Here is a 15,103-nt window from a genome sequence, read left to right as displayed (position 1 = left end):
AGTTCGCAAATACGTCGGGTTTAAGAACCCGACTCCACGACGGTCCGTTGGATCTTACGTATCGCTTCGGCAAAGGATTCCATATCGGTACGTGTGCCGAGCATCGCCTGCTGAAAAATCCAGACGGCGTCATCAGCGCAGGCGCGTTCGGCTTCAGGACAATTCACCTGTGCGTAATCGACGTAGTCAGGAATGGCGTAACACATCCAGTTTTTTTGCTGGAAAACCGGCTGTTTGTAGAGCGGATGCGGATATCCCGCCGAACAGGGTACGCCTTCCGCCGACAACATGGCCACAAATTCTTTCTTCGGAATATTCCTGAATTTGGTTTTATCGTATTTGAAAATATAAAGGTGATAGCAATGGCGCGTCGCTACGTCTCCCCTGTTCAACGGCGTAATCCCTTCTATATCAGCCAGCAAACTATCGAGGTATAAACCGTTGCCGTTACGTATCTGCGTTTGCTCGTCGAGTCGTTTTAATTGTTCGGAAAGCAGAACGGCCTGCAATTGAGTAATTCGGTAATTACAGCCGGGGTTAAAATGATCGTACCACTGCCCGTGTGGTAACCGTCCTACATTACGTAGTGAATTCATTCGCTGGTACAGATCATCGTCGTTGGTGATTACAATGCCTCCTTCCCCACTGGTCAGGTTTTTGGACGACTGAAAACTAAAACTCCCTGCATCGCCGATAGAGCCCAGTTTCCGGCCTTTGTACTCAGCCCCGTGTGCATGAGCCGCATCTTCAATAACCCGTAAGTTATGGGTTTGGGCAATGGACAGAATGGCATCCATATCGCAGGCGAGTCCGGCAAAATGAACCGGAATAATCGCGCGGGTTCGCTCCGTAATGGCCGCTTCAATTTTTGAAGGATCGAGGTTATACGTATCGGGATCAATATCGACAAAGACCGGAACGCAATTCACTTCCAGCACGACGGAAGCCGTAGCAATAAACGTATACGGTGGCACGATCACCTCGTCGCCCGGACGGACTCCGCAGGCAATCAGCGCCAGACGTAACGAAACCGACCCGTTGACGCAGCTAATGGCATATTTGCTCCCGCAATAGTCGGCAAACTGCCGCTCGAACGTAGCAACGGCATCGCCACAATCGGGATTTCCCCACTGTCCACTTCGCACTACGTCGGCAACAGCCTGTACGTCCTGTTCATCAAAAATTGGCCAGGAAAAACTCCGCTTCACCGTCGGTTCGCCACCATGTAGGGCTAGTTGTGGGTCTGTTGTTACGTTATTCATTACGCACTAAAATTCAGAATATATTTTTAGTACGTAATCTACCCGAATTCAGGCTACTAGCGTTTGTCTTTTTCTCTTCTGACAGGGTCAATTGTTCACTTTAAGTCATCCTAATGCATTGGAAAAGGATTATGAGTTTTTTGGTAATTCATTAATCCAACGAATGGCCGCAGATTACAAGTTCTATTGAATATTTCTCATTTTTTCATATAAAAAACAAGTTCTTAACAAAACTTCAAAGAAATCTGGAAGCGGCAAAGCTGATTCGTAACAGTCGAGCTTATCAGGCTACCGCCTGATGACTGATAAGAGGGCTTGAAGTCGGTTTATTGATTATGAAGATTATGCCGTCAGTAGAACCTGTATCGGTTTATACCCAGCTTCAGAGGGTGTCTGACCACGAAACACTGTCATTCAGCTCCCTAAGTTACCCCGACAGATTATCTGGGTTTCAGTGCAATTAGCATGGTCAGGATTAAGAGAGGATTGACCAATAAATTTCCCTACGACCAATGCTAAGACACTCTATCCCAGCAGCTTACTACTGGATCTTTTTTCGCTATCTTGTCAGAAGGTAATAAGTTAACCCAAAATGATTAGCAAAAGCAGTGACTCTACAACCGAAAGTTATAGAGCCGCTTACTCCTTTGATAACCCAACACAAAAGCACTGAGGCAATCAAAGGAGTATTTTTTCATATAAAAATGCTTCAATGTAATTAATGATCTAATCATTACTAGTTCAAAATCATTTCATTACTGACGAATCGTGACTAACGTAAGCGAGTTTAACGCTACAATAGTCCACTAAATCAAGGCGTAAAAAGACACACTATTAATCATAAAACCTTTACCTAATATGCCTCCAAAGGGTTTGTACGTACAATATGGCTGTGGACTGTCGGCACCTGAAGAATGGATTAACTTCGATACTTCCCCTACTCTTCGAATTCAGAAGATACCAATCCTAGGTACACTCCTTAAAAAGAAGCTTTACTGCGTTTTCCCCAATAATGTCCGTGTTGGCGATATTATATCGGGGCTGCCTATACCCCCAAACTCCTGCCAGGGTGTGTATAGTTCACATACGCTGGAACACCTTAGCCTCAACGATTTTCGAAAGGCCATAAAAAATACGTATACCATGCTCCTACCTGGCGGATGGTTTCGATGCGTCGTTCCCGACTTAGAGACGTATGCTCGCCAATACATTGCGGAGCTCGAATCAGGTGATGACAAAGCCAGCCACCGGTTTTTATCGCCCCGGGGCGAACGTACCATGCTGGGTGTAGAGAATCGCCCCCGAGGTACAAAGGGCCTTCTAGAATCCATGCTCGGCAATTCACACCATCTTTGGATGTGGGATTATCGCTCGTTAGCCACCGAGCTGCAGGATGCTGGCTTCATTCATATCCGTCCTTGTACATTTAACGACTCAACCGATCCAATGTTTCTCCAGGTAGAAGACCCTACCCGTTTTCAGTCAGCGGTAGCGATAGAGTGTTCAAAATAATGAAGCCCGGGGTATAATCCCATGAGTCTTTGATAAGGCTGCTAACTTCCATCTGTTTGTTAACTTTATCCAAGCGAATTTCACGACTCCATATTTGTCATTCTTCCAGCGTTACCTGTTGAGTAGTAAATTAGCCATCTGTTCTCCGCCCATGACTCGCGGTTGGACTCGAAGTTATGGACAGGGAATCTTTCGTTGGGATTACGATAAAGTAATCAAGCAAAGTAGTCTGGATTAATGTAAAGAAGATCATACAACAAAAAGCTATGCTTATTTCACTCACTAAATGGCTGATTACTGTAGTGATGACGCTTGTAATTCCTATAACGGGTATCATCTATTGGGGAGCCACGAACTCAAGGGGTAAACTCTGTATTGTTTTGACAGGGCTGTTAATCAATAGTGGGTTAGCTTTCTGGTATAGCTGGCTGGATCGTCGTCCTAAAAGCTTTACCGATTGGCTTAGACACTAAGCTCCAGCTTAACATATTGGCAGTGGCTGCTGCAAAAGTCGATACTCCTGCAAACGGGCTAATCCATAGGCGATTTTCAGTCACAAATCGGATTATAATTGACTCTTAGTTTAACCGGGATTGAGCCTGTTTCTGAATTTTGCAATAGCCAGGGCACTTAGATATAATATAAATACACTGTTTACCTTATGAAATTACTTTTGTTTCAGCTCGTCACTTTACTATCAATGCTAAGTAGTTTAGCGTTTGGTCAGATATCCCCTAAAACTAACTATTTTGGACTTAGAGCGGGCTATTTAAGAACGGCGACGACAATAACGGCTTCGCAAGGGGCGAAAGATTACGGTACAAAACTAGTTGGGATTGCTGATAGGAGTGGCTTTTATAGCGGAGTCTTCTATCACCATAATTTAGGAAAAGTGCTAGCTTACCGGTTAGAACTGAATTACCAACAGAAAGGGATACAGAATCAAGATCCAGCAGGTAATTTTCTCTTTGAGCAGCCCTTTCATTATATTGGATTTACGCCACTATTCGGTATTACTCCTTTGTCTAAACTAAGCGTTTTTGTTGGTCCGGAAGCTAATCTACGGGTCGGAGCCATTCCACCAGGGCAAAATAACCGACCCACATCTATTGAGGCCGGTATTAGTACCCGTGTATCTTATCGATATAAGCGGATTGGCATCGAAGTAAGCTACTTCAATGCCTTTAATACATTCAATTCTTTTGAGGTTAACCCAATCATCCGATTTGACTTCAAAAACCAGAATTGGCAAGCAGGTCTATTTTTTGCTCTTTCAAAACTTAAAAAAGATAGTGAGTCTAATTGACCTTTTTGCATGTAGAACTATTTATATCATTACAGCTAAACTTATTTAATTCTCCTCACATAAGATTAGTTATTAAACTAAAGCGAAAAAAGTACGAAAAATATAAGTTGGCCCAATGTTGTACTTTCGTTAGAAATCAGATAGCTACGTTAGCAAACAAAAAAGCGCACTACATTTTCATTCCCTTTAACTGCTCTTATAAAAATACCATTTTCAATAATAGTACCAGGCCCATCATCTACGGCACGCTTCAGGCACGGAACGCACGTAATATAAGAATTTGATCACATCGCAGGAGTTGGCTTAACCGGGAAAATAAGCGTACTTTACCGGTTATTATGGTGGAGAAAGTGACATACGTACGACAGGAAACATCATGGCTGAGTGGCTTGCTGGCCCTATGGCTGATGGTGTCGTTCCAGAGCCGTCTCGACGTAGCGCAACGTATCACCGACCGCCAAACGTACCTTTCCTGTACCGCGCTCTGGCAACAAACCGATGAATCGGATTACGCGCCCAATGATAACGTCCACACCCATCTGGCGCTGGTCTATCCCACATCAGGTTTTGTTTTTACTACGTCCACCGGTTTTCTACCTTGCAGCCGTTATTCTCTACCAAAAAACTGGCGCACCAACGTAGTAACAGCAATACAGCAGTCTCCGTTTATTTTTGAGATTCTTCGTCTGATTTTTGAGCACCAGATTGCCATCAACGCGCCCTGACGATAGACTTGAGTTGCTGAATCAAAGCAGACCGTAGCACTTACCTTGATACGTATCAGGGCAGGATATATCTGTTAATCAGCCTGTTTCGTTGATCTGTTGAGCACTCGAATTAATTATTGTTAGCCGGAAGCGCAGTCTGGCCCGGCAAAACAATCTCTGTATTTAACTTCTTTTCGTATGTGGTCTACAATAGCCCGCGCTATTCTTTCTTATCGACTTTTCTGGCTGGGTTTCCTGGTTTTGCTGACCGGCGTAATGGCCTATTTTGGCACTAAAATTCAGTTGTCCTATACGCTTGCCCGTGTGCTGCCGCTAACTGATTCGACCCAGATTCAGTACGAACGTTTTAAAACGCAGTTTGGCGCCGACGGTACGTTGATGGTGATCGGTTGGCAAAGTGACCGATGGTTCGACCTTCCGGTTTATCAGGATTGGTACGACATGACCGATAAGGTTGGCAAAGTAACGGGCGTGAAACAGGTGCTCTCAACAGCCCGCCTTTTTACCCTCGAACGGGACGGGGATTCCTGGTCAGTTAAGCCGCTGGTTACGAAGCGACCGACAACGCAGGCTGAGGTGGATTCGATGAAGCAACGAGTGCTGGCCTTGCCATTTTATGAAGGGTTGTTATTTAATCCGTCGTCGAAATCGACGCTCATGGCGATTTCCTTTGATGAGAAAAAACTCAATTCGAAAGAACGGCAGCTTTGGGTAAGTAAAATCCGAAGCTATGGTGAGCAGTTTGCGCAGAAAAACGGGCTTGAACTTCATTATTCGGGCATGCCGTCGATTCGGACGGAGGTTATGAAAAAAGTGTCCGGCGAAATGAAGCTATTCATGGGGCTGGCCGCTGCCGCTACCGCACTGATTGTTTCACTCCTGTTCCGCTCCGGCCGAATTGTCTGGATTTCGATGCTGGTGGTGGCTATGGGCGTAGCCTGCGCCGTTGGCACGCTTTCGCTGTTCGGTTATGAAATCACCTTACTGACGGGACTGATTCCGCCCCTGCTGATCGTTATTGGCGTACCAAACTGTGTTTTTCTAGTCAATAAATACCACGAAGAGCTGGCCGATCATGGCGATAAACAACGGGCGCTCGAGACGATGATCGAGCAGATTGGCGTATCGGCGGGATTGGCGAACGTAACGACAGCGATTGGGTTCGGCGTTTTTTATTTCACCAACAGCCGGTTACTGGTCGAATTTGGTGTCGTTGCGGCCATCAGTGTCCTGCTCGTGTACGTGATCTGCCTGCTGATGGTACCGATTCTGCTGAGTTACTTACCCGTCCCGAAAGCGGCCCGTTTACAAACGCTTCAGGGCGGTAGCTGGCGCGGCCTGCTCAACCGGGTCGATCATCTGGTACATCATCGGCGGGGGCTGATCTACGGAACCGTTGCGGCCATTACACTTATCAGTTCATTAGGTTTGTTCCTGATTCGGGTTGAAGGCTACGTAGTGGACGATTTACCGAAAAACGACCCGGTCTATACGGATCTGAAGTTTATCGAAAAGGAGTTCAAAGGTGCGCTTCCACTGGAAGTAATGATCGACACGGGTCAACCCAATGGCGTATTTGCCGAGGCTGGTCGGGCGCTTTACAAAGTGCGGGCCATGGAACGGATTATGGCGCAGTATCCGGAATTTTCAAAACCCAGCTCGCTGGTCGACGCAATACGTTTCGCGTACCAGATGTACCGGGGTGGTGATCCGAAATACTACGTTCTACCACCAGCTATGGAGCTAAAGAAACTAGCGGGCGACGCATCATTAATGGGCGGCAGCAGTAAAACGCCGGTAGTCAATTCGTTTCTGGATAAAGATCGGCAACTTACGCGGGTGAGTTACCAGATGGCCGATATTGGCTCGATCAGGTTACAGTCGGTAATGAGTAAACTACGCCCCCGGCTGGATTCGCTGTTTGCCGGTACGCCTTACAAGGTAAGTTTAACGGGTCATAGCCTGGTTTTTCTACAGAGCAACGACTACCTGCTGGGTAACCTGTACGAGAGCCTTGTCATTGCTATTGTTCTGATTGCGCTGGTGGGCATGATTCTGTTCCGGTCGGTCCCGATTATTCTGTTATCCAAGCTACCCTGTTTGATTCCATTGGTGGTGACAGCGGGGATTATGGGCTTTACCGGCATTGCTTTCAAGCCGTCAACGATTCTGATTTTCAGCATTGCCTTTGGTTTATCGTCCGATGGTACGGTGTATTTTCTGACCAGCTATCGGCGGCAACTTGAACTAGGTTTCGAACCTCCGGTCGCTATCACGAAAGCGATTCATGAAACGGGAATCAGTCTGATCTATACAGCCCTGATTCTGGCTGGTGGATTTGTCGTTTTTGCCGCTTCAAGCTTTGGCGGTACGGCCGCTTTAGGGGTGTTGGTAGCCACTACGGTGCTCATGGCCTGCCTCACGAATCTGGTTCTGTTACCCGCCCTTCTACTGACCTTAAAACGATATCGCGTCTGACAGGTGTCCGGCGAGTTTTTGAGATCGTTACGTTTGGTCGGGAATCGTCAAGTGCTGATTGCCAGCGCCTGACTTTTTATTTTACTACGAAACAAAAAGATTCGTTTTCTGATGTAGCCTTATGACTTGGCTCACATCCGAACCCTTATTAACTCCCTTTGTTATGATCGCTCAACTTACTCTTGATTCATCAGAAACCAGGCTACGGTGGTTAAAAGACCTGGCTTTTTTATCTGCGGGCGTCTTGTGCGCGGGTATGGGACTTAAAGGATTTTTGTTACCCAACAATTTTCTGGATGGCGGTGCTATGGGAATTTCGCTGCTTCTGGAAATTACAACCGGCGTTGAACTCTCTATTCTGGTCGTTGTCGTGAATATTCCCTTCATCTGGATGGGTTATCGTCAGATATCCAAAGGCTTCGCCATTCGAACGGTTGTGGCCATTGGCCTGCTCGCGATTTGTCTGGCACTGGTTCCGTATCCACTTGTCACGCAGGATAAGCTCCTGATTTCTGTATTTGGTGGTTTTTTTCTCGGTGCTGGTATTGGACTTGCCATCCGTGGTGGTGGTGTTCTGGATGGCACCGAAGTATTAGCCATCTGGTTAAGTCGTCGTTCACCCCTGACAGTGGGCGACGTTATTATGCTGATCAACGTACTGGTCTTTGGCTCAGCGGCCTTGCTTCTCAACGTCGAAACAGCCTTATATGCGATGCTGACATATCTGGCGGCATCTAAAACGATCGATTTCCTGATTCACGGGATCGAGGAATACACGTCGATCATCATTGTCTCCGACCATCACGAAGCGATACGTCTGATGATTACGGAAGAAATGGGCCGCGGGGTTACTGTTCTGAAAGGTGAAAAAGGATACGGCAAACGCGGCCACCGGAAGCAGGACACGAACGTATTGTATACAGTGGTTACCCGCCTGGAACTGACTCGCTTAAAAGACCGAATCGACCGTATTGATAACCACGCATTTATCATCAATCACGGAATCGACGATGCCAAAGGCGGCATGGTGAAGGGGCGGCCATTGCACTAATTCGTCAGAGACAGTTATTCACTTATCATTTATTGATGGATGATGTCGGGTTTTGTACGTATTGCCAGATTTAAGACTCCGGCAATACGTACCCATAAGTCGTCATTCAATACGTATTATGGAATCATACAACCTGTGGCTCATTATTGTGGCTTTGGCGATACTGGCGGTTGCCTGGTTACCCTCTTTACTGAAGGATTACGCCCTTTCTTACCCTATTCTGTTTGTTCTGGGAGGTTGGGTATTGTACAAACTTCCGCTTCCACTGCCAGATCCCTCACCGCTGGACCATCCCGAGTTGACGACCCATTTAACGGAGCTTTGTGTAACCGTAGCCCTAACCGGAACAGGCCTCAAAATAGATCGTCGGTTCAGCTGGCGAGGCTGGCGGTTGCCGCTTCGACTCATCTGGCTGACAATGGTCGTTACCATCATTTTGTTTACAGGTCTGGCCTGGGGCCTGGGCAACTGGGATTTCCCAACGGCTTTATTATTGGGAGCCAGCCTGGCGCCAACTGATCCGGTGCTGGCAGGAGATGTGCAGGTTGGCGACCCCAACGAAGGCCAGGAAGACGTAGTACGTTTTGCGCTAACGGCCGAAGCGGGCATGAACGACGGTATGGCTTTTCCGTTTGTGTATTTAGCGATTGCCGCCGTTCAACCTACGATACCACTTGCTCAAACGCTGACACACTGGGCATTATTTGATCTACTCTACCGGGTCGGGTTAGGGGTTTTGGCGGGTTGGTTAACGGGTCGGTTATTGTCATACATGATCTTCGAACTCCCGCAACGTATCAGCATCAAATCAACGGCTTATGGCTTCGTCGCGCTGTCTATTACGTTGATCAGCTACGGATTGACCGAACTGTTTCATGGCTACGGTTTTCTGGCGGTTTTTATCGCGGCCATCACCGTTCGAAACCGCGAACGTACGCACGAGTACCACACCTATATGCATGCTTTTTCTGACCAGATCGAGCGACTACTGGTTGCCTTACTGCTCATTCTGTTTGGGGGAGCGATTGGCAGTGGCCTATTGCACGCCTTAACCTTTCCAGATGCGGTGTTGGGTTTATTACTGGTTTTTGCGATTCGCCCCCTAATTGGCTGGCTAACGCTGGCGAGAACGGGCGTACGAGGGTTGAAACGCTGGACCATCGCCAGTTTCGGTATTCGGGGAATTGGTTCGTTATTCTACATCGCGTTTGCGCTACAGAAAGCACAGTTTATGAATCCCGAACGTATTTGGGCCCTAACAGGCTGGACAGTGCTATTATCCGTGTTTGTGCATGGAATCTTATCCACCCCCGTAATGAATCGTTTGGACCGGCGTTTCCGACGGCCAGCCAGACCACACGAATAAGTTGATCATAATACGTACTATAACCAATATCCGGCCTTCAAAAGCCTGGTTTTCAGAAAGATGCTGCGGATAGTGAGTTTGACGGAGTCAGCCGATACGTTGTCAGAAGATGGTTCAAAAATTACAGTTTACCAATGCCTAAAGCTGCACTTCTTCCCTCCCGCTCACCTTACTGATATGACATTTATCGGCTTTTATAATAAATTCTTCGTTGACAACCACTACGTTGTTAACCTCACCAACAAATCTGAATCGGTCCTGCGTATTGGCCAGTTCAGACTGATAGGAATCGTCTAACACGACGTAAGTTGTTGTATTATCTCGACGCGAATTCTCATACCGAATTGTATCCGAATTGGTAATACGTATCGTATAATAATCGGTTAGCGAAGCCCCCAGAACTTTAATATTCACAAACCTGAACTCTGTTGTACATACAGTTTCCTCCTGGCAGGCACACAGACTAACCAATCCGGTCATAGCCCCAATCCTTAATATACGCGATACGTTCATAGCCTCATTTGTCGTTTGATCTGCTCCTATGACCTTTCTTCCAATATCAGAGTTGGAATGGGGCTGCGTTTTTGTTGATGCTCCTGCGTTGCTTTTCCATATCTATTGCTACTACTTCTCGTCTTTCTTCTATTTTCGCGATTAATATTAATAGTCAAGACTTTGAGTAACGTAACAGACGAAGCAAATCTGGCAATCGGCATCGACCTGGGTGGTACCCGCATCAAAGGTGTGCTGCTTGATATGCATACAGGTAAGATCTTACACAAGCGAATTACCCCAACAAACGACGGAGAGAATGGTAACTGGCAATCGGTAGTCATACAAACCGTGCGTTATTTGAAAACGACCACCCTAAGACCCATACGGGGAGTTGGTTTAGCGGCCCCTGGTCTTCCAACACCAGATAACACAGCCATTGCCTGTATGCCTGGCCGCTTGCAGGGACTCGAAGGTTTACGCTGGTCGGAACTTTTGGGAGAGCCCGTCCGGGTGCTCAACGACGCACATGCTGCATTAATGGCCGAAGCTCAGTTTGGCGCGGCCAAAGCGGCCAAAAACGTCGCCATGCTTACGTTGGGTACGGGTGTTGGCGGTGGTCTCCTGCTAAATGGGCAACTGTATCAGGGATTCTACCAGATGGCCGGGCACCTAGGCCATATCTCCGTAGATGCCGATAGCGAGTACACCGACGTAACGAATATGCCCGGTAGCCTGGAAGATGCCATTGGCAATGTAACAGTAAGTCGACGCTCATACGGTCGCTACAAAACCACCTACGAATTAGTCGATGGATACCGCCAGGGCGAGCCGCTGGCGACATTGGTCTGGTTAACGTCACTACGCAGGCTATCGGTCGCCCTGGCGTCCATTGCGAATGCTTATTCACCCGAACTTATTGTATTGGGGGGCGGAATTACCCAGGCCGACGATGCTTTGTTTGGGCCACTGCAGACATTCATCGATCTGTTCGAGTGGCGTCCAAGTGGCAAAAAAACAACGATCTGCAAAGCGCACTTCGAAGACTGGGCCGGTGCCATCGGAGCAGCCGCCTTCTGGAACGATTAATAGATAAACGGACATGAGCTTAACTCGTCAATACATTCAACGTACCCACGACATTCTGGCTACCATCGAACAACAGGAAGCCGCGATTCAGCAGGCGGCCCAGTGGTTCAGTCAAACGATTCTGGCCGGACGAATGGTACATCTCTTCGGTAGCGGCCACAGCCGGATCATGGTTGAGGAAATGTGGCCTCGCTACGGTTCGTTTCCGGGCTTCAATCCGATTGTTGAATTATCGCTTTCGTTTCATAATCTGGTTGTGGGTGCCAATGGCCAGCGCCAGGCCATGTTTCTGGAGAACGTAGCCGGTCTGGCGGCACGAATACTACGTAACTACGATCTGTCAGCGCAGGATTCTGCCCTGATTATTTCGTCTAGTGGTAGCAACGTAGTGCCGATCGAAATGGCTGAGATCTGCCAGCAGAACGGCATAAAAGTCGTTGCGCTAATCACCAGGCAACACGCCGAAAAAAGCATCAGCAAACGCCCTGACGGCAAGAAGCTAAGTGATTTTGCGGACCTGGTGCTGGATACAGGCGCTCCTGTAGGCGATGCGATGATCGCTGTTCCGGGGCTGGATACGCCCGTTTCGCCCGGCTCAACGGTTGGCGGGGCCATCCTTGTAAACTGTATAAAAGCCGAAGTAGCCCGCCTGCTAACCGAAGCGGGCCAGCCACCCAACGTGCTGTCGGCCGCCAACGTAGTGGGTGCCGATAGAGCCGTTACGTTGTTCGAAAGTGCGTACGATGAGCACGCGCACCGACTGGCTAAACTTTATGAACACGTAGGAAAAGAACGTTAAGAAAAAGCATCGGCCTTCCAACCATCGTAAGAAGAGTGGGGTCATCAAACCAAACCATTCTTTTTTTTACGCAATGAATACGTTAAAATTGATAGCAACGGCCTTTCTGATTAGTGGCTGGTTCGCTATCGGATGTCATTCAAACAACAATACAGCAGAACCGCAAACAAACATTCCCGTAACGCTAAAAGCGAATCAATCGGCGCGGCTTGGTGAAGACGTAACCGTGCAGGCAACCCGTATTGAGGATAGCCGTTGTCCGGCCAACGCCATATGCATTCGCTATGGCAGTGCCAATGTCGAGTTCGTCCTGGAAAAAGGCAGTGATCGCCAGTCAGGCACTCTCTGCCTGGGCGAATGTGGTCAGGGTCTGAAAAATGCGGATACTACCACGATTCAGTTGGGAGGCAGCAATTATCGCGTAGTCCTGAGCGAAGTCCGGCCGTATCCGGGCACCAGTACACCCGACGCTAAGCCAGAGGCTGTACTTCAGCTTTTAAAGTAGGCAATAAGCCATCCGTTCATAAGCAGAATTGCGTCATTCGCGCTCCTGAAACCGGCATTCCGCCGGTTTCTTTTTTGCAAAGTTCACGAAATCAGTAGCTTTGTTTATAAACCACCCGTGCTATGTCTTACCGTCTGACGAATTCGCAAAAATGGCAATTGGCTCTTAGCGTCTTCGTTGTCTACTGGCCAATTCGCGTATATGCCAACGGGGCAACCCTCAGCTGGTTTTTCTCGATACGGCAAATGCCCTTGTGGATGCTCGAAATCCTGTTGACGGTTCTCTTTTTTTATGCCTGGATTACCGTAACAGAATGGCTGCAGCAGCATTTTTTCCATCGTTTTGGGGAAGGCTTCCTGATTGAGTTTAAGATTCCTGCCCAGGTTGCTACGTTAGTCATTGCCAGTGCGCTCGCCGTATCGTTCAATAGTGCCTTTGCGGTTTTATGGCATGGGCTCGACGATGCCATTGAACAACGCTTTGGCTTATACCATGAGCCGCAAACGCAGGTACAAACTCAAACCCCGAATCGTTCGCCCGCAGAACGGCAGCGGGCCCGCGAACGGCGCCGACGTACCAACAATGCACTAACTGTTATGGCTATGTTATCGGCCTTTTATTTGTCTGCGAACCGACGTGCCTACCGTCGGCTGGAAGACGTACAGTTACGAGCCGAACGATTGGAAAAAGAGAATATTCAGGCGCAGTTTGCCGCACTCAAAAGTCAGGTTAACCCACATTTTCTGTTCAATAGCCTGAGTATACTCTCGTCGCTTGTTCACATCGATTCGGAGTTGTCTGAAAAATTTATTGATCAGCTGTCGCGTGCTTATCGGTATATTCTGGACCAAAAGGACAACGAACGCGTATCGCTTAAAACAGAACTGGAGTTCATTGAAGCTTATCGTTTTTTGCTCAATATTCGCTTTGAGAACAAATTCGACGTATTCATCGACGTTCCTGAATCGGATCAGCTTCATTACAGCATAGCCCCCCTTACGTTGCAATTACTGGTTGAAAATGCAGTGAAGCACAATCGTATGTCGACCCGCGAGCCGTTGCAGGTATATATTTATCTCGAAGACGACTGTCTGGTTGTTCAAAACAACCTGCACCCACGCCCGCAAAGCGAAACGTCGACAGGTGTAGGTTTACGAAACATAACAACCCGCTACGCCCTGCTCACCGAGCAGTCAGTTTGGGTAGGCGAAAGTGAAGGCCATTTTGTCGTGAAAATTCCGCTACTTACCCAAACCGAAAGAGTATCCGTACATTAGGCCTAAACGGCCAGAAAGCACCCCAAAACATGTTGCCTTACAGGTTTGTTGTACTGTAGCCCTGCGCAAGTACAATAAACAAAATCACCAATGTCCTTTGACGCTGATGTACTGATCATTGGTGGTGGCCTAGCCGGCTTGACAGCGAGTATTCACCTCGCTACTAACAAATTGCGTATTGTTCTGATCGAAAGGCACGCCTACCCACAACACAAAGTATGCGGAGAATACGTATCGAACGAAGTGCTTCCGTATTTACAGCAGCTCGGACTTGACATCGACGGCTTAAAACCTTCTCGTCTACATCGCTTTTTATTTAGTACCGTTTCCGGAAAAACCATCCAAAGCGATTTGCCATTGGGTGGCTTCGGTATTAGCCGCTACGTCTTCGATCACTTTTTATACATAAAGGCGGTTTCAGCAGGCGTCCGAATTTTCCAGGATCAGGTAACGGATGTTCAATTCGATAATGAATGCTTTACCACAACCACATCGAGTGGAAAAACGTATACGTCAAAACTAGTGATCGGTGCTTATGGAAAGCGGTCGGTGCTGGATAAGCAATTGCAACGTGCGTTTATAGTCAATGACTCGCCCTGGATCGGTGTAAAAGCTCACTACCAGGCTAGTTTTCCGAACGATCAGGTGTCGTTACATAATTTCGCGGGAGGCTACTGCGGCCTGTCGCAGGTTGAAAACAACGTAGTAAATGCCTGTTACCTGGTAAATTACAATAGCTTTAAAAAATTCAGGAACGTAACGGCTTTTCAGGAGCAGGTTCTGTGTCAGAATCCCTTTTTAAAGGATTTCTTTTCCAGGGCCGTTCCTTTGTTTGAAAAACCACTGACGATAAGCCAGATCTCCTTTGCCAGAAAAGAACCGGTAGAACAGCATATGCTGATGTGTGGCGACACCGCCGGGATGATTCACCCTCTTTGCGGAAATGGCATGGCAATGGCCATTCACAGCGCCAAACTCGCATCAGAATTGATCATAGCGTTTTTTCAAGAGCAGTTAGTAACCCAATCTCAACTGGAGCATCGCTACCGAACTTCCTGGAACAATGCCTTTAAAAAACGGTTAGCCACAGGGAGAATGATCCAGACATTATTGCTGAATTCTACCTTATCATCCGTTTTATTAAGTAGCTTACAACGATTGCCCAGTGCATTACCCTTGTTGATTAAACAAACACACGGCAACCCGTTAATCGCCCAATAGAGCCGCATTTTTGTAAG

Annotated in this window: 13 protein-coding genes; 11 read left to right on the top strand and 2 right to left on the bottom strand. The window is 47.6% G+C overall.

Annotated elements, in window-relative coordinates:
- Nucleotides 1–20 precede the first annotated feature (20 nt).
- On the bottom strand, nucleotides 21–1,262 hold the full coding sequence (locus ACOJS8_RS27085; protein ID WP_420151684.1) for a DegT/DnrJ/EryC1/StrS family aminotransferase: 1,242 nt from the start codon (nucleotides 1,260–1,262) through the stop codon (nucleotides 21–23).
- Nucleotides 1,263–2,120: 858 nt separating this feature from the next.
- On the opposite strand from ACOJS8_RS27085, the gene ACOJS8_RS27080 reads away from it, so the two are divergent.
- The 6 genes from ACOJS8_RS27080 (at nucleotide 2,121) to ACOJS8_RS27055 (ending at nucleotide 9,703) form a co-directional block, all read left to right on the top strand.
- Nucleotides 2,121–2,774: a class I SAM-dependent methyltransferase gene (locus ACOJS8_RS27080; RefSeq protein ID WP_420151683.1), complete on the top strand. Its 654-nt coding sequence runs from the start codon at nucleotides 2,121–2,123 to the stop codon at nucleotides 2,772–2,774.
- Between the two features lie 661 nt (nucleotides 2,775–3,435).
- Complete coding sequence (locus tag ACOJS8_RS27075; RefSeq protein WP_420151682.1) at nucleotides 3,436–4,080, top strand: hypothetical protein; 645 nt, start codon at nucleotides 3,436–3,438, stop codon at nucleotides 4,078–4,080.
- Between the two features lie 338 nt (nucleotides 4,081–4,418).
- Nucleotides 4,419–4,805 (top strand): hypothetical protein, encoded by a 387-nt coding sequence (locus tag ACOJS8_RS27070; RefSeq protein WP_420151681.1) that lies wholly within the window; start codon nucleotides 4,419–4,421, stop codon nucleotides 4,803–4,805.
- Between the two features lie 180 nt (nucleotides 4,806–4,985).
- On the top strand, nucleotides 4,986–7,286 hold the full coding sequence (locus tag ACOJS8_RS27065; RefSeq protein ID WP_420151680.1) for an efflux RND transporter permease subunit: 2,301 nt from the start codon (nucleotides 4,986–4,988) through the stop codon (nucleotides 7,284–7,286).
- Between the two features lie 163 nt (nucleotides 7,287–7,449).
- On the top strand, nucleotides 7,450–8,337 hold the full coding sequence (locus ACOJS8_RS27060; protein ID WP_420151679.1) for a YitT family protein: 888 nt from the start codon (nucleotides 7,450–7,452) through the stop codon (nucleotides 8,335–8,337).
- A 118-nt stretch (nucleotides 8,338–8,455) separates the two neighbouring features.
- On the top strand, nucleotides 8,456–9,703 hold the full coding sequence (locus tag ACOJS8_RS27055) for a cation:proton antiporter (RefSeq protein ID WP_420151678.1): 1,248 nt from the start codon (nucleotides 8,456–8,458) through the stop codon (nucleotides 9,701–9,703).
- A 138-nt stretch (nucleotides 9,704–9,841) separates the two neighbouring features.
- Here the strand turns inward: ACOJS8_RS27055 and ACOJS8_RS27050 are convergent, their stop codons facing one another.
- Nucleotides 9,842–10,216 carry a hypothetical protein gene (locus ACOJS8_RS27050; RefSeq protein WP_420151677.1) on the bottom strand — a complete coding sequence of 125 codons (375 nt, stop codon included), beginning with the start codon at nucleotides 10,214–10,216 and terminating at the stop codon, nucleotides 9,842–9,844.
- A 162-nt stretch (nucleotides 10,217–10,378) separates the two neighbouring features.
- Here ACOJS8_RS27050 and ACOJS8_RS27045 point away from each other — a divergent pair, with 162 nt between their 5' ends.
- From ACOJS8_RS27045 to ACOJS8_RS27025, 5 genes are all read left to right on the top strand, one after another.
- A complete protein-coding gene (locus ACOJS8_RS27045) occupies nucleotides 10,379–11,284 on the top strand; it encodes an ROK family protein (RefSeq protein WP_420151676.1) in 906 nt (301 codons plus the stop codon).
- Nucleotides 11,285–11,297: 13 nt separating this feature from the next.
- Nucleotides 11,298–12,083 (top strand): sugar isomerase domain-containing protein, encoded by a 786-nt coding sequence (locus ACOJS8_RS27040; RefSeq protein ID WP_420151675.1) that lies wholly within the window; start codon nucleotides 11,298–11,300, stop codon nucleotides 12,081–12,083.
- A 73-nt stretch (nucleotides 12,084–12,156) separates the two neighbouring features.
- Entirely contained in the window at nucleotides 12,157–12,588 is a 432-nt protein-coding gene (locus ACOJS8_RS27035; RefSeq protein WP_420151674.1) for a hypothetical protein, read from the top strand.
- Between the two features lie 122 nt (nucleotides 12,589–12,710).
- On the top strand, nucleotides 12,711–13,865 hold the full coding sequence (locus ACOJS8_RS27030) for a sensor histidine kinase (protein ID WP_420151673.1): 1,155 nt from the start codon (nucleotides 12,711–12,713) through the stop codon (nucleotides 13,863–13,865).
- A 90-nt stretch (nucleotides 13,866–13,955) separates the two neighbouring features.
- Nucleotides 13,956–15,086 (top strand): NAD(P)/FAD-dependent oxidoreductase, encoded by a 1,131-nt coding sequence (locus ACOJS8_RS27025; protein ID WP_420151672.1) that lies wholly within the window; start codon nucleotides 13,956–13,958, stop codon nucleotides 15,084–15,086.
- The last annotated feature ends 17 nt before the right edge of the window (nucleotides 15,087–15,103 follow it).

This window comes from Spirosoma sp., from assembly GCF_048594605.1.
In the GTDB taxonomy this organism is placed as follows: domain Bacteria; phylum Bacteroidota; class Bacteroidia; order Cytophagales; family Spirosomataceae; genus Spirosoma.
Note: the sequence above shows the minus strand (reverse complement) of the source record. Positions and strands in the feature narration are given on the sequence as shown.